Annotated in this window: 19 protein-coding genes; 14 read left to right on the top strand and 5 right to left on the bottom strand. The window is 71.2% G+C overall.

From position 1 onward, the window contains the following. Nucleotides 1–20: 20 nt before the first annotated feature. Nucleotides 21–1,286, bottom strand: coding sequence for a PucR family transcriptional regulator (locus OG782_RS33325; protein ID WP_406457434.1), 1,266 nt, complete (start codon nt 1,284–1,286; stop codon nt 21–23). 152 nt (nt 1,287–1,438) lie between these two features. Here OG782_RS33325 and OG782_RS33330 point away from each other — a divergent pair, with 152 nt between their 5' ends. The 5 genes from OG782_RS33330 (at nt 1,439) to OG782_RS33350 (ending at nt 6,342) form a co-directional block, all read left to right on the top strand. Continuing rightward, nucleotides 1,439–2,761, top strand: coding sequence for an MFS transporter (locus OG782_RS33330; RefSeq protein WP_406457436.1), 1,323 nt, complete (start codon nt 1,439–1,441; stop codon nt 2,759–2,761). Nucleotides 2,762–2,978: 217 nt separating this feature from the next. Beyond that, nucleotides 2,979–3,437 (top strand): MaoC family dehydratase N-terminal domain-containing protein, encoded by a 459-nt coding sequence (locus OG782_RS33335; RefSeq protein ID WP_406457438.1) that lies wholly within the window; start codon nt 2,979–2,981, stop codon nt 3,435–3,437. Beyond that, a complete protein-coding gene (locus tag OG782_RS33340) occupies nt 3,434–3,823 on the top strand; it encodes a MaoC/PaaZ C-terminal domain-containing protein (protein ID WP_406457440.1) in 390 nt (129 codons plus the stop codon). The genes OG782_RS33335 and OG782_RS33340 overlap by 4 nt, the downstream gene beginning before the upstream one ends. A 112-nt stretch (nt 3,824–3,935) precedes the next feature. Next, the gene (locus tag OG782_RS33345; protein ID WP_406457442.1) at nt 3,936–5,093 is read left to right on the top strand and encodes an acyl-CoA dehydrogenase family protein; all 1,158 of its coding nucleotides are present in this window, start codon (nt 3,936–3,938) and stop codon (nt 5,091–5,093) included. 133 nt (nt 5,094–5,226) lie between these two features. Beyond that, nucleotides 5,227–6,342, top strand: coding sequence for a CaiB/BaiF CoA transferase family protein (locus OG782_RS33350; protein ID WP_406457444.1), 1,116 nt, complete (start codon nt 5,227–5,229; stop codon nt 6,340–6,342). A gap of 70 nt (nt 6,343–6,412) precedes the next feature. Here OG782_RS33350 and OG782_RS33355 read toward each other — a convergent pair whose 3' ends face one another. Further along, nucleotides 6,413–7,588: a thiolase family protein gene (locus OG782_RS33355; RefSeq protein WP_406457446.1), complete on the bottom strand. Its 1,176-nt coding sequence runs from the start codon at nt 7,586–7,588 to the stop codon at nt 6,413–6,415. A gap of 177 nt (nt 7,589–7,765) precedes the next feature. Between OG782_RS33355 and OG782_RS33360 the strand changes: the two genes are divergently transcribed. The 9 genes from OG782_RS33360 to OG782_RS33400 all read left to right on the top strand — a co-directional run bounded on the left by OG782_RS33360 (nt 7,766) and on the right by OG782_RS33400 (nt 18,266). After that, nucleotides 7,766–8,923 (top strand): acyl-CoA dehydrogenase family protein, encoded by a 1,158-nt coding sequence (locus OG782_RS33360; RefSeq protein WP_406457448.1) that lies wholly within the window; start codon nt 7,766–7,768, stop codon nt 8,921–8,923. 33 nt (nt 8,924–8,956) lie between these two features. Next, complete coding sequence (locus OG782_RS33365; protein ID WP_406457449.1) at nt 8,957–9,721, top strand: SDR family NAD(P)-dependent oxidoreductase; 765 nt, start codon at nt 8,957–8,959, stop codon at nt 9,719–9,721. 30 nt (nt 9,722–9,751) lie between these two features. Then, nucleotides 9,752–10,522 carry an SDR family oxidoreductase gene (locus tag OG782_RS33370; RefSeq protein ID WP_406457451.1) on the top strand — a complete coding sequence of 257 codons (771 nt, stop codon included), beginning with the start codon at nt 9,752–9,754 and terminating at the stop codon, nt 10,520–10,522. Between the two features lie 81 nt (nt 10,523–10,603). Then, nucleotides 10,604–12,145 carry an AMP-binding protein gene (locus tag OG782_RS33375; RefSeq protein ID WP_406457453.1) on the top strand — a complete coding sequence of 514 codons (1,542 nt, stop codon included), beginning with the start codon at nt 10,604–10,606 and terminating at the stop codon, nt 12,143–12,145. A gap of 33 nt (nt 12,146–12,178) precedes the next feature. After that, on the top strand, nt 12,179–12,961 hold the full coding sequence (locus tag OG782_RS33380; RefSeq protein ID WP_406457455.1) for an enoyl-CoA hydratase/isomerase family protein: 783 nt from the start codon (nt 12,179–12,181) through the stop codon (nt 12,959–12,961). Nucleotides 12,962–12,989: 28 nt separating this feature from the next. Beyond that, nucleotides 12,990–14,111 (top strand): acyl-CoA dehydrogenase family protein, encoded by a 1,122-nt coding sequence (locus OG782_RS33385; protein ID WP_406457457.1) that lies wholly within the window; start codon nt 12,990–12,992, stop codon nt 14,109–14,111. Then, entirely contained in the window at nt 14,108–15,100 is a 993-nt protein-coding gene (locus tag OG782_RS33390) for an acyl-CoA dehydrogenase family protein (protein WP_406457459.1), read from the top strand. Before OG782_RS33385 ends, OG782_RS33390 begins: the two co-directional genes overlap by 4 nt. 6 nt (nt 15,101–15,106) lie before the next feature. Then, nucleotides 15,107–16,975 (top strand): alkyl/aryl-sulfatase, encoded by a 1,869-nt coding sequence (locus OG782_RS33395; protein WP_406457461.1) that lies wholly within the window; start codon nt 15,107–15,109, stop codon nt 16,973–16,975. 304 nt (nt 16,976–17,279) lie between these two features. Further along, the gene (locus OG782_RS33400; protein ID WP_406457463.1) at nt 17,280–18,266 is read left to right on the top strand and encodes an esterase/lipase family protein; all 987 of its coding nucleotides are present in this window, start codon (nt 17,280–17,282) and stop codon (nt 18,264–18,266) included. A gap of 90 nt (nt 18,267–18,356) precedes the next feature. On the opposite strand, the gene OG782_RS33405 is transcribed toward OG782_RS33400, so the two are convergent. The 3 genes from OG782_RS33405 to OG782_RS33415 all read right to left on the bottom strand — a co-directional run bounded on the left by OG782_RS33405 (nt 18,357) and on the right by OG782_RS33415 (nt 21,901). Further along, the gene (locus OG782_RS33405; RefSeq protein WP_406457464.1) at nt 18,357–20,048 is read right to left on the bottom strand and encodes an AMP-binding protein; all 1,692 of its coding nucleotides are present in this window, start codon (nt 20,046–20,048) and stop codon (nt 18,357–18,359) included. A 119-nt stretch (nt 20,049–20,167) separates the two neighbouring features. Beyond that, nucleotides 20,168–20,932 (bottom strand): crotonase/enoyl-CoA hydratase family protein, encoded by a 765-nt coding sequence (locus OG782_RS33410; protein ID WP_406457466.1) that lies wholly within the window; start codon nt 20,930–20,932, stop codon nt 20,168–20,170. A gap of 42 nt (nt 20,933–20,974) precedes the next feature. Next, nucleotides 20,975–21,901, bottom strand: coding sequence for an acyl-CoA thioesterase (locus OG782_RS33415; RefSeq protein WP_406457468.1), 927 nt, complete (start codon nt 21,899–21,901; stop codon nt 20,975–20,977). Nucleotide 21,902 lies beyond the last annotated feature (1 nt).

Below are 21,902 nucleotides of genomic sequence, written 5' to 3' on the forward strand. Positions count from 1 at the left end.
CGCGGAAAGCGAATGCCTGCTCACCCGCGGGACGGCCTGCCGGTGAGCCGGGGCGATTCCAGCGCGAACGCGAGGTCGACCACGTCGCGCGGCCGGGCCAGCAGCCGTCCGGTCAGCCGCTCCAGGCGTCGCAGCCGGTTGAGGGCGGTGTTGCGGTGGCAGTACAGCCTCTTTCCCGCCTCCTCCGTCGAGCCCTGACAGTCGAGCCAGGCCGCCAGGGTGGCCAGCAGCTGATCGCGTTCCACCGGATCCCCTTCGAGTACGGGGCCGAGTACCTGGACGGCGAACTCCTGGGCCAGGTCGGGGCGGGCGAGGATGAACGCGCCTGGCAGCCGGTCGGCGAGGCGGACCACCTCGCCGTCCGCCGAGCCGCTGCTGAGGGCGAGTTCGGCTAGCTCCCGGGCGTGCCCCAGCTCCATGAGGCCGGAGACGACGGTACTGATCCCGCCACGCCGCCCCGGTGACGCGGGGATCGCCGAGGCGAGGTCGTCGACGGAACGGTCGCCGAGCAGCGCCACCACGGCCAGGCCGTCCTCCTGGGGGCACCAGTGGAGTGCCATTCCGTCGCGCACCTCCCGGGAGGGCTCCGTGACGGGGCGCTCCGCGGCTCCGCCGCGGAGCAGCGCCACCGCGTAGCGTGCGTGCAGCGGCAGGCCGAACGCGACCGCGATGGCCGACACACGGGTGGCCTCGGTATATCCCCGCAACAGGATCTTCAGCAGGGGGAGCTGTTTGCGGCCGTCGTCCTCCGGGAGGCGGCCGGCGGCGCGCCGGTGCGCCTCGATAACCAGGGCGGTGTCCCGGTCGACCCGGCCCCACACGTCATTGGCGGCGAACGCCATGAGATGCCCCTGCTCGGGGCAGTCGCGCATGACGAGGCCGACCAGGGTGTCCCAGATCTCGGCGCCGCCGACCCGGTAGGCGTGCAGCACGGCCTGGAGCGGGACACCCTCCTCGGCCCGCTTGCCGCCGAGGTGCCAGGCGTACTCGCCGGACTCCGACGTGCGACTGGGCTCGACCATCCCGCCGGCGAAGCACTCCAGCGCGGTGTGGGCGGATTCCCGGAGGCCGGGCGGTTCGAGCAGGGGGTTCCCGTAGTAGGAGCTGGCGCCGCGCAGCTCCGTCAGGGCCGACTCGGCGAAGGCCGGGATACGGGGATGAAGCAGCTCCGCCGCATGGCGCAGCACGCGGGCGGCGCCCTCCTTGGCGGGTTCCCCGGGGAGCCCGGGCGGCCGATGAGCCGGGCGTGCGGGCCGTACGGGCTCCCCGGTGTGCCGCTGGTTCATCGTCACCTCCGCGTGAGTCGAACACTGTCAAGTTAGAGACGAGTCACTCCTGCGTCCAGTGTCCTGCAATATCAACTTGAGTGCTTGTCCATATGGGTTAGGGATGGTTCACTTCCTGCCACATTCGCCCCGCTGGACAAGGGAGGGCCGTCGTGGCCGTCGAACAGCAGGAAGTGTCCGCATCCGAGCCGGGGGGTGCGGCCCCGGAGTGCGTGGCCCCGGTGCGGCGCAAGGCGTGGATCGTCCTCGCGCTGCTCGTGTGTCTGATGCTGGTCAACTACGCCGACAAGGTCGTGGTGGGGCTGGCCGGGGTCGGCATGAAGGAGGATCTCGGCCTGGACGACGCCGGGTTCGGCGTCATCCAGAGCAGCTTCTTCTGGCTCTTCGCCGTCGGGAGCGTCCTCGGCGGCCTGCTCGGGGGCAAGGTCGGGGCGCGCCGGCTCCTCACCGGCATCGGGGCCCTGTGGGCCCTGAGCCTTGCACCGATGGCCGCCCAGGTCGGCTTCACGACCATCGTCGTGTGCAGGGTGCTGCTCGGCTTCGCTGAGGGGCCGACCACGGCGATCGCGATGCAGGTGGCGCACTCGTGGTTCCCGGCGCACCGGCGGGCGGTCCCGAGCTCGATCGTCGTCGCCGGCGCGGGCATCGGCCCGCTGATCGCGGCGCCCGTTCTTACCTGGGTGATCCTCACCTACTCCTGGCACGCCGCTTTCGCGGTGCTCGCGGTCTGCGGCGCCGTGGTCACCCTGCTCTGGCTGGTCGGGGGCGATTCCGGACCGGAGGGTGCGCAAGGCGGCCATGGTGCGGCGGCGACCGCGCCCGTGCTGCCCGAGCGGGTGCCGCTGCGGCGCCTCTTCTCGACCGGGACGCTCATCGGCATGTCGCTGCTGTTCTTCGTCGCCTACGCCAACACCTCGGTCAAGGTCAGCTGGCTGCCGCTCTACCTGCGCGAAGGGCTCGGCTACGACGCCACCACGGCGGGGAAGCTGGTAGCGCTGCCGTACCTGGGCTCGGCGATCGCGGTGATCGCCGTCGGCGTGCTCTCCGCCGCGCTGACCCGGAGGGGTGTGGGGAGCCGGATGACCCGGGGCGTCCTGCCCGGTGCGATGGTCCTTGCTTCCGGCGTGTGCACCATCGCGTTCTCCTCGCTGGACCGGGGTGTGCCGCAGATGGTGCTGCTCGTGCTCAGTTCCTGTCTGAACTCCGCGGGGTACGGGGTCGCCTTCGCCGGGCTCGCCGACGTCGTGCCGGCGAAGCAGCGCGGCACCGTCTTCGGGATCGTGACCGGGATCTACAGCCTCGGCGGCGTCGTGGCCCCGCTGGTCGTCGGGAGGCTGGTGGACGCCGGGGACTCCGTCGCGCTCGGCTACGGGGACGGCTTTCTGGTCCTCGGCGTGACGATGATCGTCGGAGCGTTGGCCGCGCTCCTGCTGGTCAACCCTGCGCGCGATGCTGCGAAGTTCACTTCGGAGTGAATCATTGAAATCGCCTGTACTTCTTAGCGGAGCCCTTGACACCAGCCATGATGCGAAAGAAAGTGAATATGGAATAACCTGATGATAGGAGAGTTGTATGGGTTGCAGAGTGCCGGCGGCCGGGGTCGCGATGGTTCCGTTCGCCACGCCCGGCGCCGCCGGGAAGTGCCACCTCGGATCCGGCGGCGTCACCCTCTTCGAGGAGGTGTCCTGACCCATGGCTATCGATCCAGCCGTCATCGGCAGCCGCACCCCCGCCTTCTCGACCGTGGCCGAACGCGGCCGGCTCCGCCTCTTCGCCCACGCCACCGGCCAGGCGGAGGCGGTCCACTGCGACGTGGAGGCCGCCAGGGCCGCCGGTCACCGCGACCTCCCCGTTCCGCCGACGTTCCTGTTCTGCCTGGAGATGGACAACCCGGACCGGGGCAGCATCCTGGCCGGCCTCGGCATCGATGTCCGCGCGGTCCTGCACGGCGGCCAGGAGTTCACCTACCACGCACAGGCGTACGCCGGGGACGTGCTCACGTTCGTCACCGAGGTCAGGGACGTGTACGAGAAGAAGGGCGGCGCACTGCGGTTCATCGTGCGTGACACCGAGGTGACCCGGGACGGTGCACCGGTCGCCACGCTCACCAGCACAGTCGTGGTGCGCGACCCGAAGGCGGACCGGCGATGACCACCCTGATCACGGGCGACACGCTCACCATCCAGGCCCCGAAGGTCACCCGCACCACGCTCGCCCTCTATGCGGGTGCCTCCGGCGACCACAACCCGGTCCACATCGACACCGACGCCTGCAAGGCGGTCGGCATCCCGGACGTCTTCGCCCACGGCATGCTCTCCATGGCTTACCTCGGCCGGCTGCTCACCGACTGGGTGGAGCAGGGCCGCATCCGCTCCTTCGGTGTGCGGTTCTCCGCGATCACACCCGTCAACGCCACGCCCGTCTGCACCGGCACCGTCACCGGAATCGAGGACGGGCTCGCCCACGTCGACCTGACCGTCACCCTGCCCGACGGCACCGTGACCCTCCGGGGCTCCGCCGTCGTCACCGCCGACTGACCCTCGGCACGAGGACGCACCTCACCATGGGGCGGCGCGCAGGTCCGACCGTCGACGCGGCTCCCGCCGGCCACCCCCTCATCCACGCACCGCGCCACGACAGGACCGACACATGAAGCGCACCCTCTACACCCAGGAGCACGAGGACTTCCGGGCGATGATCCGGGACTTCATCGCCAAGGAGGTGAAACCCCACTTCGAGCAGTGGGAGCACGACAACCTCGTGGACCGGGACCTCTTCCGCAAGCTCGGCGCGCTGGGCGTGATGGGCTTCGACATCCCCGAGGAGCTCGGCGGCGCCGGCGAGACGAGCTACAAGTACCAGGTCGTCATCAACGAGGAGTGCGCCCGCGCCGCCGTCTCCTTCGGCCACTACGGCGTGTCCACCGGCATCGTGCTGCCCTACCTGCTGGACCTCGCGAACGACGAGCAGAAGCAGCGCTGGCTCCCGGGCGTCGCCTCCGGGGACCTCATGCTCTGCATCGCGATGACCGAGCCCGGCACCGGCTCCGACCTCGCGGGGATCCGCACCACCGCCAGGCTCTCCGAGGACGGCACGCACTACCTTCTCAACGGCTCCAAGACCTTCATCACCGGCGCCCGCAACTCCGAACTGTGTGTCGTCGCGGCCCGCACCGCCCCGGCCACCGCGGACGACCGCCGCCACGGCCTCAGCCTGCTGGTCGTCCCGACCGGCAGCGAGGGCTTCGAGTACGGCCGTAAGCTGGACAAGATCGGACTGCGCTCCTCCGACACCTCCGAACTCTCCTTCACCGACGTCCGGGTGCCTGTCGAAAACCTCCTCGGCGAGCAGGACAAGGGCTTCTCCTACCTCGGCCGGAACCTGCCCCGCGAGCGGCTCTCCATCGGCGTGGGCGCCGTCGCCACGGCCACGGCCGCGGTCGAGTTCGCACGCGAGTACGTTCTGGAGCGCCAGGTCTTCGGCAAGCCGGTGGCCGCGTTCCAGAACACCAAGTTCGTCCTCGCCGAGTGCGCCACCGAGGTGGAGGCCCTCCAGGCGCTCGTCGACAAGGGCATCGAACTCGACGACGCGGGAGAACTGACCGGCGCCGACGCCGCGAAGATCAAGCTGTTCGGCACCGAGACCGCGGGGCGCGTCATCGACAAGTGCCTTCAGCTGCACGGCGGTTACGGCTACATGCTGGAGTACCCGATCGCCCGCCTGTACGCGGACACCCGCGTCTCGCGCATCTACGGCGGGACCAGCGAGGTCATGAAGACGATCATCGCCAAGGACCTGGGCCTGTAGGCCCGTACCCACGTGCCCCGGGCCGTCCGGCCGCCCCCGGGCGGGCTGCCCGCCGGCACCCCGGCCGCCCCGTCCCACCCCCTGGCGGGGCGGCCGTTCCCCCTCCCCGTCGCCCGGAAAGAGCCGACCCCCTGTGAGTACCGAACCCACTCCCGCCGGCCCGCTGGCCGGCATCCGCGTCGTCGAACTCGGCGGCATCGGCCCCGGCCCCTTCGCCGGCATGCTCCTGGCCGACCAGGGCGCCGAGGTCATCCGCGTCGACCGGCCCGCCGAGGCCGGCACCGCGTCCAGGCATCCGATCCTGCACCGGGGCCGCCGCTCCGTCGTGCTCGATCTGAAGGACCCGGCGGACGTCGAGGCCGTACTCGCCGTCATCGACACCGCCGATGCCCTCATCGAAGGGTTCCGCCCCGGTGTCGCCGAGCGGCTGGGCCTCGGGCCGGACGTCTGCCTGGCCCGCAATCCGGGGCTCGTCTACGGCCGGATGACCGGCTGGGGCCAGGACGGGCCGCTCGCCCAGGCGCCCGGCCACGACATCAACTACATCGCCGTCGCGGGCGCTCTCGGGGCGATGGGCGGCGCGGACGAGAACCCGCCCGTCCCGCTGAACCTCGTGGGCGACATGGGGGGCGGCGGCATGCTGCTCGCCCTGGGCATCACCACCGCACTGGTCAGCGCGGGGCGCACGGGCAAGGGGCAGGTCGTCGACGCCGCCATGACCGATGGCACGGCCGTCCAGCTCGCCCTCATCCAGGGCCTGCTGGCGGTGGGCCGGTGGGAGGACACGCGCGGCGTCAACCTCTTCGACGGAGGTGCCCCCTTCTACCGCACCTACCGCACCTCTGACGGCGGTCACATGGCCGTCGGGAGCGTCGAACCGCTCTTCTACGCCGTGCTCCTGGAGGTACTCGGCCTCACCGGCGACCCGCTGTTCGCCCAGCAGCACGACCGGGACGGCTGGCCCGCCATGCGCACACGTCTGGAGGAGGTCTTCGCCGGGCGGACCCGCGAGGAGTGGACCGCTGCCTTCGAGGGCACCGAGTCCTGCGTCACGCCGGTGTACGGACTGACGGAGGCCGCCACTCACCCGCACAACCTGGCGCGTGGCACCTACTACACCGAGGGCGGTGTGCTCCAGCCCGCCCCCGCCCCGCGCTTTCGTGGCACCCCGCCGGGCACACCGCGGCCGGCGCCGGTGGTCGGCGCGCACACCCGGGAGGTCCTGGCGGAGGCCGGCGTCGTGCGGTGACACGGTGTGCGCGCGGAGGGGGTGCTGCCCGGTGGGGCAGCACCCCCTCTCCGCGTTCTCGGAGGGTACGTCAGCAGAGTTCGAGGATCGTCGCGTTGGCCATGCCGCCGGCCTCGCACATGGCCTGGAGGCCGTAACGGATGCCGTTGTCCCGCATGTGGTGGACGAGCGTCGTCATCAGGCGCGCACCGGACCCGCCGAGCGGGTGGCCGATCGCCATCGCGCCGCCGAGCGGGTTCATCAGCGCGTAGTCCGCACCGGTCTCCTTCAGCCATGCCAGCGTGACCGGTGCGAACGCCTCATTGATCTCGAACGCCCCGATGTCGCCGATCGACAGGCCGGAGCGCTTCAGGGCCTTCGCGGTGGCCGGGGCCGGGCCGAGGGCCATGGTGACCGGATCGGCGCCGGCGAGGACCGCGGTGTGGACACGGGCGATCGGGGTCCAGCCGTTGTGGCGGGCGATCTCGCTGGTGGTGATGAGCAGCGCGGCGGCGCCGTCGGAGATCTGCGAGGAGTTGCCGGCGCTGACCACGCCGCCCTCCTTGAACGGGGTGCTGAGGGTGGCGAGCTTCTCCGGGGTCGACCCGCGGCGCACGCCCTCATCGGTGGCGAAGACCCGTGTGGTGCCCTCCGCGCCGGTGACGGTGACCGGGGCGGTCTGGGCGGTGAAGCGGCCCTCGTCGATGGCCCGGGCGGCGCGGGCGTGCGAGTCAAGGGCGTGCTGGTCGAGCTGCGCGCGGCTGAAGCCGTACCGCTCGGCGATCAGCTCGGCGCCGACTCCCTGGTCGAAGGTGCCCCGTCCGCCGGGGAAGTAGCGGTTGAGGAGCAGTGGGCCGTACGCCCTTCCGGCGCCCGGGACGTCTCGGGCCGATCCCATCGGCACCCGGCTCATCGACTCCACACCGCCGGCGACGGCGATGTCGTACTGACCGGCGACGACGAGCCCCGCCGCGAAGTGCACCGACTGCTGCGAGGAACCGCAGGCGCGCGAGACGGAGACCCCGGGCACGGACTCCGGCCAGCCGGCCGCCAGCGCGGCGAACCTGCCGACGACCCCTGACTGCTCGCCGACCTGCGAGACCGTGCCCCAGATGACGTCGTCGACGGTCGCGGGGTCGAGTCCGGTGCGCTCGACGAGGGCGGTCAGGACATGGGCGGAGAGATCGACGGCGTGGATGCCGGAGAGGGAGCCCCCGCGCTTCCCGACGGGGGTTCGCACGGCGTCCACGATCACTGCGTCACGCATGGGCTGCTCCTGGATGAGGGATGGAAGGCGCGGTCGCGACTGGGCGCGAGCCACTTCAAGTTATTTCAAGCTAACCTTGCTGTCCAGAAGACGGTTCGCGTCGATTAGCCCTTGACAGGCGAGTGAGAGGGCGTAAAAGTGAAAATGGGCTAACCCAAGAGTGAGAGAGATGCAGTCATGTCACGCACGCCGTTCAACGAGGAGCACGAGGCCTTCCGGCAGATGGTCCGGGAGTTCCTCGCCAAGGAAGCCGTCCCGCACCTCCAGGGCTGGATCGAGGCGAAGGCCGTTTCCCGCGACTTCTACCGCAAGCTCGGCGAGCTGGGCCTGCTCGGTATGGAGGTGCCGGAGGAGTACGGCGGCGGCGCCCAGACCGGCCACCACTTCGGTGCGGTGCTCGCCGAGGAGGTCGCCCGGGCCGGAGCGACCATCGGCACCGCGATGACGCACTCCAACATCATCCTGCCGTACCTCCTGCACTTCGGGACCGAGGAGCAGAAGCAGCGCTGGGTCCCCGGCTGCGTCTCCGGCGACCTCATGCTGTCGATCGCGATGACCGAGCCGGGTACCGGCTCCGACCTGGCCGGCATCCGGACGAAGGCCGTCCTTTCCGAGGACGCCACCCACTACGTCCTCAACGGCGCCAAGACCTTCATCACCGGCGGCACGCAGTGCGACCTGGTCCTGGTGGTGTGCCGTACGTCCCCCGCCCCGGCGGACAACCGTCGCAAGGGCCTGTCCATCCTGGTCGTCGACACCGGGAGCGAGGGCTTCGAGGTCGGCCGCAGCCTGGACAAGATCGGCCTGCACGCCTCCGACACCGCCGAACTCTCCTTCACCGACGTGAAGGTGCCGGTGGAGAACCTGCTCGGTGAGCAGGACGAGGGCTTCTTCTACCTAGGCCGCAACCTCGCACGCGAACGCCTCGTGATCGCCGTCCAGGCTGCCGCCGCCGCCGAGGCCGCCGTGACCTTCGCCAAGGAGTACACCCGGGACCGTGAGGTCTTCGGCAAGCCCGTGGCCTCCTTCCAGAACACCAAGTTCGTCCTCGCCGAGTGCGCGACCGAGGTCGAGGCCGCCAGGCTCATGGCACACGAGGCCCTGGAGCGCGACGCGCAGGGCGAGCTGTCCGCGGACTACGCGGCCATGGCGAAGCTGCTCTGCACCGAGACCGCGAGCCGCGTCATCGACAAGTGCCTCCAGCTGCACGGCGGTTACGGCTACATGCTCGAGTACCCCATCGCCCGCCTCTACGCCGACACCCGCGTCATGCGGATCTACGGCGGTACCAGCGAGGTCATGAAGACCATCATCGCCAAATCCATCGGCCTCTGAACGGGCCTCCGGCCCCGAGAACGGAACCTCACCATGCAGATCAACGGAGTCTCCGCCGTCATCACCGGTGGCGCGTCGGGCCTCGGCCTCGCCACCGCCACACGTCTGACCGAGCAGGGCGCGCACGTCGTCCTGCTCGACCTGCCCACCTCGCAGGGCGAGCAGCGGGCCAAGGAGCTGGGTGACCGGGCACACTTCGTCCCCGGTGACGTCCGCAGCGCCGACGACGCAGCCCGCGCCGTCGCCACCGCAGCGGCCCAGGCGCCGCTGCGCATCACGGTCAACTGCGCCGGCCTCGGCAAGGGCGGCCGTACCGTCGGCCGCGACGGTACGCCCTACGCGCTCGAGGACTTCGAATTCGTCGTCGGCGTCAACCTGATCGGCACCTTCAACGTACTGCGCCTCGCCGCCGCAGAGATGGCGAGGACCGAGGAGGCCGACGGCGAGCGCGGCGTCATCATCAACACCGCCTCCGCCGCCGCCTTCGAGGGCCAGATCGGCCAGTGCGCCTACTCCGCCTCCAAGGGCGGCATCGTCGGCATGACCCTTCCGATCGCCCGCGACCTCGCCGCGGCGAAGATCCGCGTGGTCACCATCGCCCCCGGTCTCTTCTCCACCCCGCTGCTCAACAAGAAGCCGCAGGAGTTCCTCGACGCGCTCGGCGCCCAGGTCCCGCACCCCTCCCGCCTCGGCGACCCTGCCGAGTACGCCCACCTGGCGACCTCGATCATCGAGAACCCGATGCTCAACGGCGAGACGATCCGCCTCGACGGCGCCATCCGCATGGCCCCCAAGTAGGACTTTCCCCCCGAGCAACAGGGAGCAACCTTGTCCACCACCCCCTCCGCCGACCCGAAGGTCGCCATCGTCACCGGCGCCGCCCGGGGCATCGGTGCGGCGATCGCCGCCCGCCTCGCCCGTGACGGCTTCGCCGTCGCGATACTCGACCTAGACGAGGCAGCCTGCGCCAAGACCGTCGAGACCGTCGAGAAGGAGGGCAGCCGCGCCCTCGCCGTCGGCTGCGACGTCTCGGACTCCGAGCAGGCCGAGGCGGGCGTCGCCCGCGTCACGGCCGAACTCGGCGCCCCCACCGTCCTGGTGAACAACGCCGGCATCATCCGGGACAACCTCGTCTTCAGGATGACCGACCAGGACTTCGACTCGGTCATCGGCGTCCACCTGCGCGGCGCCTTCCTGATGGCACGCGCCGTGCAGCGCCACCAGACCGCCGCCGGCTGGGGCCGTACCGTCAACCTCTCCTCGTCCGCCGCCCTCGGCAACCGCGGCCAGTCGAACTACTCGTCCGCCAAGGCCGGCCTGATGGGCCTCACCAAGACCCTGGCGATCGAGCTCGGACCGTTCGGTGTGACGGTCAACTGTGTGGCCCCCGGCTTCATCGCCACCGAGATGACCGAGGCCTCGGCAGAGCGCATGGGCATCACCTTCGAGGAGTTCACCGAGCGCTACGCCAAGGCCATCCCGGTCCGCCGGGGCGGCCGCCCCGAGGACATCGCCCAGGCGGTCTCCTTCTTCGTCCGGGAAGAGGCCGGCTTTGTCAACGGCCAGATCCTCTATGTCGCGGGCGGCCCCAAGGGCTGACACCGCGCCGGGGCCGGCCGGGCCCGCCTGTCATCCCCGTACCGCCGCATCCTCTGCCAACGACGATGGAGGGACTCCTTCATGGGCCTGCACCTGCCCGACGCCATCCGCCTGCATGCGACGGAGCGCGGCGACTCCACCGCGCTCACCTGCGAGGACCGAACCGTCGGCTACGCCGAACTGGACTCCCGCAGCAACCGCATCGCCCGCGCGCTGCTCGCCGAGACCCCCGCCGGCTCCCGGATCGGCTTCCTCGCCCGCACCCGTAACGAGCCGGCCGAGATCCTGGTCGGCGCGGCCAAGGCCGCACTGGTGACCGTCCCGCTCAACTGGCGCCTGGCCGTGCCCGAGCTGACGGCCGTCGCCCGGGACGCCGGACTGACCGTCCTGCTGACCGAGCCCCGGTTCAGGGCAGCGGCCGACGCCGTGTGTGCGGCCCTTCCCGGGCTGCGGCTGATCGTCATCGGCCCGTCGGACGACCCGGACGTACCCGCGTACGAGACATGGCTCGCCGCACACCCGGACGACGACCCGGGCCGGGGCGGCGGGACCGACGCCGACGAGGTGTTCCTGCAGATCTACACCTCCGGCACCACCGGCGTGCCCAAGGGCGTCCTGCTCACCCACGGCAACTTCTACGCGGACGGCACGGAGCTGGAGGAGTACCTCTGGGAGTCCGGATCGGTCGCGCTCAACGCTCTGCCGATGTTCCACATCGGAGGGCTCGGCTGGCTCCGTGTGGCACTGACCGCGGGCGCCAACAGCCTGATGCTCCCGGACTTCACTCCCGAGGCGGCGGCCGGGACCATCGAGCGGGAGGGCATCACCCACGCCTTCCTCGTTCCCTCGGTCCTGCACATGCTCACCGAGCTGCCCGGGATCGAGAAGCGCGACTTCTCCCGCCTCACCCTCATCACATACGGCTCCGCGCCCATCACACCCGTGCTGCTGCGCCGCTCGATGGCCCTGTTCGCCTGCCACTTCATGGGCAAGTACGGACTGACCGAGGGCGGCGGCACGGTCACCCAGCTGCCGCCCGAGGACCACGAGCCCGACGGACCCATGCGCCACCTGCTCACCTCGGTCGGCAGGCCCCGGCGCGGGGTCGACGTCGTGATCGCCGACCCCGGGACCGGCCGGCCGGTCGGGGCCGGGACCGTCGGCGAGATCCGGATCCGCTCCCGCCACAACACGCCCGGCTACTGGAACCGGCCCGAGGAGACCGAGGCGCTGTACGACGCCGAGGGCCTGCTGTGCACCGGGGACGGCGGCTACCTCGACGCGAACGGCTACCTCTTCCTCACCGACCGCATCAAGGACATGATCGTCAGCGGCGGCGAGAACGTGTACCCCACCGAGGTCGAGTCCGCGCTCGCCGAGCACCCGGCGGTGTCCGAGGCCGCGGTCGTCGGCCTCCCCGACGAGATGTGGGGCGAGGCCGTCACCGCCTTCGTGGTCCTGCGCGCGGGAGCCGGCCGGCCCACCGAGCGGGAGCTCGTCGACTTCACCCGGGACCGGATCGCCTCGTACAAGAAACCCCGCCGGGTCCACTTCCTCGACGCACTGCCACGCAACCCCAACGGCAAGGTCCTCAAGCGCGAGCTCCGGGCCGCACTCCACTAGATCCTTCGGGATCCACCGACGAAAGGGACGGCGATGGCCGATCTCGAGTACACGGTCCGCGACGGGATCGCGACCATTCTCCTCAACCGCCCCGAGCGCAAGAACGCCTTCACCATCGACATGGTGCACGCGTGGGCCGACGCCCTGACGGACGCACAGAGGGACCCCGAGGTGCGGGTCATCGTCGTCACCGGCGCCGGCGGCTCCTTCTGCTCCGGTGTCGACCTCTCCGCCTTCAAGGGGGAGAAGCGGGCGCCGCTGGGCGAGAAGGAGCTGCTGACCCAGAACGTGCACCGTGTCGCGCTCGCCCTCGAAGACATCGACAAGCCCGTCATCGCCGCCGTCGCAGGCCCCGCCGTCGGCGCCGGAATGGACATGGCGCTCCTGTGCGACCTGCGCTTCGCCGGACGCGGAGCCCGCTTCTGCGAGGGCTACATCAAGGTCGGTCTGGTCCCCGGCGACGGTGGCTGCTGGCTGCTGCCGCGCGCCGTCGGCACCTCCACCGCGCTGCGGATGCTGTGGACCGGCGACTTCGTCGGCGCCGAGGAGGCGCTGCGCATCGGCCTGGTCGACGAGGTGCACGAGGACGAGGACCTGATGGACGCGGTGTACGCGTACGCCGCCCGGCTCGCCGAACGGCCGCCGGTCGCCATCCGCACCATCAAGCGTGCCGTCCGCCAGGGCGCCCGCCACGACCTGCGGACCGCACTCGACCTCATCTCCTCCCACATGGCCGTCATCACCTCCACCGAGGACTCGCAAGAGGCGTTCGAGGCCTTCCAGGAGAAGCGTCCCGGCGTTTTCAACGGCCGCTGACCCCGCCTCGTACGCCCGAAAGGCCACCATGGACCACACCCCAGGCGCGGACTCCTGCGCCGAACTGCGCACCCAGGTCCGCGAGCTGACCGCCGCATGGCGCGACGCCGGACGCTACACCCCCCGCAGCGACTCCTGGCTGCGCTCCTTCGACCTGGAGTTCAGCAAGGAGCTCGCCGCCCGGGGGCTCATCGCCATGACGTACCCGCGGGAGTTCGGCGGCGCCGGGCGCACCAACGTCGAACGGCTCGCCGTCACCGAGGAACTGCTCCGCGCGGGCGCCCCGGTCGCCGCGCACTGGATCGGCGACCGCCAGATCGGCCCGGCCGTCCTGCGCCACGGCACCCGCGCGCTCCAGGAGGAGATCGTCCCCAGGATCGCTTCCGGCGAGGCGGTGTTCTGCCTGGGCATGAGCGAGCCCGAAGCCGGCTCCGACCTCGCCTCCGTACGGACCACCGCGCAACCGGCCGACGGAGGCTGGCGCGTCGACGGTCACAAGATCTGGACCACCCAGGCCCACCACGCCACCCACGCCTATGTGCTCGCGCGCACGTCCCGGGGCGAGCGCAAGCACGAGGGACTCACCGAGTTCATCCTCGACATGGACGCCGAGGGGGTGTCCGTCACACCGATCGTCGACCTGGCCGGAGAACACCACTTCAACGAGGTCCGCTTCGAGAACGTCTTCGTCCCCGCGCACCGCGTCCTCGGCGAGGCCGGCCAAGGCTGGAAGCAGGTGGTCGAACAGCTCTCCTTCGAGCGAGGCGGCGCCGAGCGCTCCCTGTCCAGCTACCCCGTCCTCGTCGAGCTGATCACCGAGACGGCGCGGCAGCAGAACGACCGTGAACTGCACGCACTGCTCGGCTCGTTGGTGGCCCGGCTCGCCGTGCTGCGCCGGCTGTGCTTCGACGTCGCCCGGGCCATGGACGCGGGCCGGGCACCCGTCCAGCAGGCCGCGGCGCTCAAATACCTCGGCAACGCCTTCGAGCACGACGTCATCGAAGCGCTGCGCCGCACCGACCTCTGCCGGGAACCGTCCTTCGACGGTGCGTTCGGCCAGGCGCTGCTCGCCTCGCCCGCCTTCAGCCTGCGCGGTGGCGCGGCCGAGGTCCTGCTCTCCCTCATCGCCCGACAGGAGGCCCGATCATGAGCCGGAGCCAGTTCGCCGACGAGCTGCGGAACCTGGTCGACGACCTGGCCGGGTCCGACGGACCCGGCCTGTGGGCCGGCCTGGTCGAACTCGGCCTGCACCGCATCGGCATCGAGGAGGACAGCGGCGGCTCGGGCGGCTCCTTCGACGACCTGCTCGTGGTGGTCGGGTCGCTGGCCGGGCACGGCATCGGCGTCCCCGTCATCGAGGCGTCCACGGCCGACTGGGTGCTCGGCCACGCCGGTCCCCTCACCGACGGCCTCACCACCGTCGTGCTGCTCGACGAGGCACCCGATGCTGCATCAGGCACCGTCAGTGCCGTGCTCACCTCCGTGCCGTGGGCCCGCGACGCCGCCCGCCTGGTGCTCTGCGCACCCGGTGCGACGGCGCTCCTGCTCGACCTGGGAGACGCCTCGGTGACGGTACGGAACGTCGACAACATCGCAGGCGAGCCCCGCGACACCGTGGTCGTCGCCGACACCCCGGTCACCGCCGTCGCGGGCGCACCCACGTACGAGGAGGTGCGCGAGCGCCTCGCCCTCCTCTGGTCGGCGGCCGTTCTCGGAGCCGCACACGGCGCCTACCGGCTCACCAGGACGTACGTCTCCGAGCGCGAGCAGTTCGGCGCCCCTCTCCTGAAGATCCCGGCCGTCGCCGGCAACCTCGCCCGGATGCGGGTCCAGCTCGTCCAGGCCGATGCCGCTCTCGCGCTGGCCCGCGACGGTGAACCGCTCGGCGGCTGCGCCGACATCGCCCGCGTCACCACGGCGGCCGCCGCCACCGAGATCGCCCGGATCGCCCACCAACTGCACGGCGCCATGGGCATCACCGAGGAGTACCCGCTGCACCGGCTCACCCGCCGCCTCTGGTCCTGGCGCGACGCCGTCGCCTCCGAGCGCCACTGGGCCGAGAGCATCGGCCGCCGCGCGGCCGCCGCGGGCGAGAGCGGCGTATGGACCCGGACCACCGCCACCGACCGAGAGGGCTGACCGACGATGACCGCCACGTCCGGACCCGACTGGGACGACACCACCGACCGGGCCAACGCCACCCGCGGCCTGATCGACAGGCTGGAGCCCTGCGTCGTACGCAACGAAGCGGGCCGGGTCGTCTGGGACAACGACCGCTGGGACTTCCTGAACAAGGACGCGTGCCCCGACACCGTGCACCCGAGCCTGTGGCGGCAGAGCGGGCTCAACACCGCCCAGGGCCTCTTCGAGGTCGAGCCAGGGATCTACCAGGTGCGCGGCCTCGACGTCTCCAACATGACGATCATCGAGGGCGAGACCGGTGTGGTCGTCGTCGACCCGCTGACCTCCCGGGAGGTCGCCGCCGCAGGCCTCGGGCTCTACACCCGCAACCGCGGCGAGCGCCCGGTCAGGGCCGTGATCTACACGCACAGCCACGGCGACCACTTCGGCGGAGTCCTCGGCGTCACCACGAACGAGGCGGTCAGGGCCGGCGACTGCGTGGTCATCGCACCCGACGGGTTCATGGACCACGCCGTCAGCGAGAACGTCTTCGCGGGCCCCGCGATGCTGCGCCGCGCCGTCTACATGTACGGCCGCTCACTGCCGGTCGGCCCCGAGGCATCGGTCGGCTTCGGCCTCGGGCAGGCCTTGTCCACCGGCACCGTCGGCCTGATCGCACCGACGCTGAGCATCACGGAGACGGGGCAGGAGCTCGTCCTGGACGGGGTGCGGCTGGTCTTCCAGCTGACCCCGGACACCGAGGCCCCCTCGGAGATGAACTTCTCCCTGCCCGACCGACGCGTCCTGCTCATCGCCGAGAACGTCAACCACTCGCTGCACAACGTCCTCACGCTGCGCGGCGCCCAGGTCCGCGACGCCCACGCCTGGGCGTCGTACATCACCGAGTCGATCCAGCTCTTCGACGTGACCGAAACCCTCATCGGCTCCCACAACTGGCCGACCTGGGGTCACGACGAGGTGATGCGCATGCTCACCCAGCAGCGCGACGCCTACGCGTACCTCCACGACCAGACCGTCCGGCTGATGAACCAGGGCCTGACGGGTCCCGAGATCGCCGAGGAGATCCAGTCCTTCCCCGGCGAGCTGGGCCGGGCCTGGAGCGTACGCGGCTACTACGGTTCCCTCAGCCACAACGTCAAGGCCGTGTACCAGCGGTACATGGGCTGGTACGACGGCAACCCGGCCCACCTGTGGCAGCACCCGCCGGTCGAGCAGGCCAAGAGGTACGTCGCCGCCATGGGCGGAGCGGACGCCACCGTCGCCACGGCCCTGGAGGCGTTCGGGGGCGGCGACCTGCGCTGGGCCGCCGAACTCCTCAACCACGTCCTGTTCGCCCAGCCGGAGCACACGGCGGCCCGCGAGCTGCAGACAGCCACGTACGAGAAGCTGGGCTTCGGCCAGGAGAACGGCACCTGGCGCAACATCTACCTCACCGGAGCCAAGGAGCTGCGGGAGGCCGGTCAGGACAGGCGCCGGACCGGAGCCCCCGGCAAGGAGAGCGCCGACATGCTGGCGGCCCTTTCCACCGGCCAGCTCTTCGAGTCGATGGCCGTCCGACTCGACGGCCCGCGGGCGGCCGCCCACCGGCTGCTGCTGCGCTGGGAGTTCACCGACACCGACGAGGTGTGGACGCTCCTCCTGGGCAACGGCGTGCTGACCCCCATGCGGGGCGACGCACCGGGCGGGGGAGCGCCACAGCTGACCCTGCGTCTGGAACGCGCCACCCTCGACCTGATCCTCGCGCAGCGCACCTCCTTCCCGGAGGCGATCGGATCAGGGACCGTCACGGCGGAGGGCGATGTCAGCGTGCTCGCCACCTTCCACGGGCTGCTGGAGACCCCGGCGCGAAACTTCCCGATCGTCCTGCCGTAACGGCACTCCTCGCAGCACCGGGGCCCGCGTCACGGGCCCCGGTGCTTTCCGTTGTCCGGCCGGCGGAAGGGCGGCGGCGCTGTGCCGCCCGGCATGATCGAAGGGCCGCCGATGTGCCGCTTCACACGAATCCGGCGGGGCGTACCGGGGACGCGCGGGAAGCCTTGTCCGGTACCGGCGGCCCGGTCATGGTGAATCACCAACCCCGGCATCCTTCCCGGCACGGCGGGTTGTTCCTTCCCGGTTCCCCGGCATGGAGGAGACCTGCGCGTGCGCGGAAACCGTTCCGACAGAGGAGTCGTCCGTGAACAGATGGTGGAGCACCCTGAACCGGCACCGAAGGGCCCGTACGTTCGCCGCCACGCTCGTGGCCACGTCCGTGGCCGTACTGCTCGGACCGCTCCCGGCTGCCTCGGCCGCCGCCGAGCCGCCGCTGAACACCCCCGTCGCCACACTCGACGCGGCCCTGCGCTGCCCCGGCTCCTTCACCCATCCCGACCGTGAGCCGGTCCTCCTGGTCCACGGCACCACCTCCACCTACGACGAGACCTGGGGGTGGAACTACGCTCCGGCCCTGCGCGACGCGGGCTACGACGTGTGCGGCGTCGAGCTGCCCAACAGGTCGATGGGCGACATCCAGGACGCGGCCGAGTACGTCGTCCACGCCATCGACACGATCTACGCCGCCACCGGCCGCAAGGCCGACGTGATCGGTCACAGCCAGGGCAACATGGAGATGCGCTGGGCCGTGAAGTGGTGGCCGCACCTGCAGAGCCGGGTCGACGACCTGGTTCTTCTGGCCGACCCCGGCCATGGGGTCACCGGCGGCAACCTCTTCTGTGTCGGCCAGTGCGCACCGGCGCTGCACCAGTTCACCATCGGTTCCGACTTCGTCGCCGCCCTCGACCGGGACGACGAGACCCCCGGCGACCTCTCCTACACCAATATCTACAGCTTCACCGACGAGGCGATCACGCCGTTCACGACCGCCCCCCTGAACGGGGCGAAGAACATCCTGCTCCAGGACGTCTGTGCCGGCCGCGTCGTCGCCCACTTCGGCATGCTCTACGACGCCGTCACGTACAGGCTGGTCGTGGACGCCCTGTCGCACTCCGGAGCGGCGGTCCCCAGCCGGCTGCCGTTCGGCAAGTGCCTGGAGGTCGATCTCCCGGGAGTGCTGCCGCACGAGGCCGTGGCGGCAACGGCGGTCACGGGCGCGAACTTCACCGCGGAGATCCTCAACGCCACGAAGGTTCCGGCGGAGCCCCCGCTGCGCGCCTACGCCCAGTAGCGCCGGGGCACGCGGATGTGGCCGGACAGAGTACCCACTCTGCCCGGCCACGCCGGACATAGCGCCCGGGAGAACGGCTGTGACCAGCCCTCAGGAGCTGCCCGCCCGCCTGCGCAGCTCCGTCTTGAGGATCTTTCCCGTGGCCGAGAGCGGCAGCTCGTCCACGATGACCACGTCCCGGACCCGTTGGTACGGGGCCACGCGCGCGGCGACGTACGCGATCAGCTCCTCGGCCGTGGCCTCCACGCCCCCCTCGGCCTTCAGCGAGACGAAGGCCACCGGGAGCTCGCCGTGCTCGGGATGCGGCCGGCCCACCACGGACGCCTGGGCCACCGCGGGGTGCTCGCGCAGGATGTTCTCCAGCGGGCCGGGGTACACGTTGTACCCCTTGTAGATGAGCATGTCCTTCGCCCGGCCCACGAGCGACAGCCATCCGTCCGCGTCGAGCGTGCCCAGATCGCCGGTGCGCAGCCAGCCGTCGGCAAACTGCTCGGCGGTGAGTTCGGGGTGGCCGAGGTAGCCGTCGGTGACCTGCGGGCCCCGGACCCAGACCTCGCCCCGCCCGCCGGGCGGTACGGGCGTGACCCCGTCCGGCTCCCGGATCCCGACCTCGGTGTCGAACAGGACCAGGCCGGTGCTGCCCTCGGGGCGCGGCATCGAGCGGTCCAGCGGGCTGATCGCGACGCCCATGGTCGCCTCCGTCAGTCCGTAGCCGTCACTGACCACGGCGTTGGGGAAGACCTCGGCGAGCTCGGCGGCCGCGGCCGGGTTGATCGGCGCGGAGCCGCTGCTGACCAGCCGTACACAGGAAAGGTCGCGCTCCCGCACGTCCGGCACGGCGAGGATCGCGTGGCACAGGGCGGGGGAGCCGGTCACGGCATGGACGCCGAGGCGCTCGATGGTGTCCAGGTAACGGACCGCGTCGAACCGGCCGAACACGACGACGGTGAGCCCGGCGACGACGAAGATGCTCTGGCTGACCATGCCCATGCCGTGGAAGAGCGGCGCAATGGAGATACCGGTCGCGCCGCCGACCGGGATGTGGTGCGTGGTCGGGGCCCCGGGTACCTGGCGCAGCGTGATGCGGCCCTGCTCGTCCGTGTGCGGGACGGCGGCGCTGCGCCAGCACGCCACCTGGAGCACGTTCTTGATGAGGTTGCGGTGCAGGACGCGGACTGCCTTGGGCACACCCGTCGTACCGCCGGTGAAGGCGAGGTGCGCGACCGCGTCCCCGTCCACCGCGGTCGCCGGAGCCGCCTCGGCCTTCATGAGATCGTTCAGGGCGACCTCGGTGACCGGGAACGAGACCGCCCCCCGGTCACCGGCCGGGGCCGCCGTCGTGGCCGGTGCGGGAAAGACGCGGCGGACCGTCCCGGAGCCCTCCAGCGCCTGGGACAGCTGCGCCGCGACGGAAGGATGGGTGAACGCGGCGACCGCGCCCGAATCGTCGAGCTGACGGCGCAGGGCGAGGGGCGGCTGCGTCGGATTGACCGGCACCACTGCGGCGCCCGCGAGCAGGATGCCGTAGTACGCGACCGTGAACCAGAGCGAATTGGGCATGTGTACGGCGACTGCTTCGCCCGGGGCGATGCCCTGCTCGCGCAGCCCCTGGGCCACCCGCAGGGACCGCTCGTGCAGTTCGGCGAAGGTGAGCCGCACCTCGCCGTCGACCAGCGCCGCACGGTCGGGAAAGGCGTGGGCGGACCCGGCGAGCAGATCCGAGATCATGCCGTCGGGGTAGTCGAGGGTGCGGGAAAGCCCTCGCGGCCAGATGGTGGTCATGGCGGAACTCCTTTGTCCAGACATGCCCGGGCGGTGCCTCGGACGATAGCGGTGATGCACTCCGGTACCGGGGAAGCCGGCGATCCGGCGCCCCGGGGCGGGGAACGCCGTCCCGGCCCTCAGCGGCCGCCCCAGACCGGGGCGCGCTTCTCCCCGAACGCCAGCGCGCCCTCCTTGGCGTCGGCCGACGCGAAGACCGGGTCGCAGGCGCTCCGGTTGCGGTCCCAGACCTCGTCGGCCGGCCAGTCGGCCGAATCCACGACGATCCCCTTACTGGCGCGCACGGCCAGCGGGCCGTTCGCGGCGATCTCCTTCGCGAGGGCCAGAGCACCTTCCAACGCATCGCCCTGCATGGTGAGTTCGTTGACCAGGCCCAGCTCGTGGCCGCGCTCCGCGTCGAGGAGGGCACCTGTCAGCGCGTACTGCATGGCGATGTTGTACGGGATCTTCCTGGGCAGGCGCACCAGACCGCCACCCGCCGCGATGAGACCTCGTCTGGTCTCCGGGAGGCCGAACTTCGCGGTCCTGGCGGCGACGATCAGGTCGCAGGCGAGGGCGAGTTCGGTGCCTCCGCCGAGCGCGTACCCCTCGACCGCGGCGATGAGCGGTTTGGCGGGCGGTGTCTGGGTGATCCCGCAGAAGCCCCGGCCGGGAACGCCGGAGCGTTCGCCCGCGGCCAGTGCCTTGAGGTCCGCGCCGGCGCAGAAGGTACCGCCGGCGCCCGTGATGACACCGACGACGAGGTCGTCGCGGGCATCGAGTTCGTCGATGGCCTCGGCGACGGCGTCCGCCACCGCCCGGTTGACGGCGTTGCGGGCCTCGGGGCGGTTGATCGTCACGACGGCGATGCCGTCCTCGAACGAGGTGAGGACCAGGTCGGACATGTGGAGTTCCTCCGATGGGACGTGGATGAGGGGAGTGGGCGATCAGCGGCGGCGAGCCCGCGACGGGCGCACCACGGTCTCCTGCACCACATGGGCGATCAGGCTGCCGTCGATGCTCCAGACGTCCGCGAAGGCGAGGCCGCGGCCGTCCGCCGAGGTCGGGCTGCGCTGGGCGAACAGCATCCACTCGTCGGCGCGGAACGGCCGGTGGTACCAGACGGAGTGGTCCAGCGAGGTGAGGAAGACCGACGAGGGCTCGTCGCGCAGCATCCGGGGCGGTTGGCGGGTCAGTGCCGCGGCCGGGGCGAGGAAGAGATCGGAGGCGTACGCGAGGGCGCAGGCGTGCAGTCCCGGGTCGTCGGGCAGCCGTTCGCTCGCGCGTATCCAGAGCTTCTGCTCCGTCAGGCCGGGCGTCGTCGGTTCGGGCGGACCGGGGACGTAACACATGTCGAGGACACGGCAGAACTCGGCCCGCGCGAAGTCCTCCGGGGCGTTCCTCGCCCAGGTCTCGTACATGCCGGGCAGTGCGTCCGGCCCGGGGGTGCGCGGCATCACCGGCTGGCGGTCGTCGGACGGCTCCGGCCGCTTGAACGACGCGGTGAGGGTGAAGACGCTCTCACCCCCCTGGACGGCGGTGACCCGGCGGGACAGATAGGAGGAGCCGTCCCGCAGCCGCTCCACCGTGTGGAGGAGAGGACGGGCCGTGTCGCCCGGACGCAGGAAGTGGCCGTGCAGGGAATGAACGTTGCGGTCCTCGGGGACGGTCCGGCCGGCGGCCGCGAGTGCCTGGGCCGCCACCTGGCCGCCGAAGGCGCGCGACGGCATTCCGTCGTGACACCAGCCGCGGAACAGGTCGCGGTCCAGTTGCTCCACGTCAAGGAATCCGACGAGGTCCTTGCCGTCGGCCGTGCTCAGGGGCCCGGCCGGACCCGGGCCCCGTGTCCTGGTGGTTCTGGACGGTACGGGCATC

This window comes from Streptomyces sp. NBC_00876 (assembly GCF_045207435.1).
GTDB lineage: Bacteria > Actinomycetota > Actinomycetes > Streptomycetales > Streptomycetaceae > Streptomyces.

Bases quoted from the DNA above. Each gene is read 5' to 3' on its own strand.
- OG782_RS33325 (WP_406457434.1), bottom strand. From the start codon at position 1,286: ATGAACCAGCGGCACACCGGGGAGCCCGTACGGCCCGCACGCCCGGCT.
- OG782_RS33335 (WP_406457438.1), top strand. From the start codon at position 2,979: ATGGCTATCGATCCAGCCGTCATCGGCAGCCGCACCCCCGCCTTCTCG.
- OG782_RS33340 (WP_406457440.1), top strand. From the start codon at position 3,434: ATGACCACCCTGATCACGGGCGACACGCTCACCATCCAGGCCCCGAAG.
- OG782_RS33345 (WP_406457442.1), top strand. From the start codon at position 3,936: ATGAAGCGCACCCTCTACACCCAGGAGCACGAGGACTTCCGGGCGATG.
- OG782_RS33355 (WP_406457446.1), bottom strand. From the start codon at position 7,588: ATGCGTGACGCAGTGATCGTGGACGCCGTGCGAACCCCCGTCGGGAAG.
- OG782_RS33360 (WP_406457448.1), top strand. From the start codon at position 7,766: ATGTCACGCACGCCGTTCAACGAGGAGCACGAGGCCTTCCGGCAGATG.
- OG782_RS33365 (WP_406457449.1), top strand. From the start codon at position 8,957: ATGCAGATCAACGGAGTCTCCGCCGTCATCACCGGTGGCGCGTCGGGC.
- OG782_RS33375 (WP_406457453.1), top strand. From the start codon at position 10,604: ATGGGCCTGCACCTGCCCGACGCCATCCGCCTGCATGCGACGGAGCGC.
- OG782_RS33380 (WP_406457455.1), top strand. From the start codon at position 12,179: ATGGCCGATCTCGAGTACACGGTCCGCGACGGGATCGCGACCATTCTC.
- OG782_RS33385 (WP_406457457.1), top strand. From the start codon at position 12,990: ATGGACCACACCCCAGGCGCGGACTCCTGCGCCGAACTGCGCACCCAG.
- OG782_RS33390 (WP_406457459.1), top strand. From the start codon at position 14,108: ATGAGCCGGAGCCAGTTCGCCGACGAGCTGCGGAACCTGGTCGACGAC.
- OG782_RS33395 (WP_406457461.1), top strand. From the start codon at position 15,107: ATGACCGCCACGTCCGGACCCGACTGGGACGACACCACCGACCGGGCC.
- OG782_RS33405 (WP_406457464.1), bottom strand. From the start codon at position 20,048: ATGACCACCATCTGGCCGCGAGGGCTTTCCCGCACCCTCGACTACCCC.
- OG782_RS33410 (WP_406457466.1), bottom strand. From the start codon at position 20,932: ATGTCCGACCTGGTCCTCACCTCGTTCGAGGACGGCATCGCCGTCGTG.
- OG782_RS33415 (WP_406457468.1), bottom strand. From the start codon at position 21,901: ATGCCCGTACCGTCCAGAACCACCAGGACACGGGGCCCGGGTCCGGCC.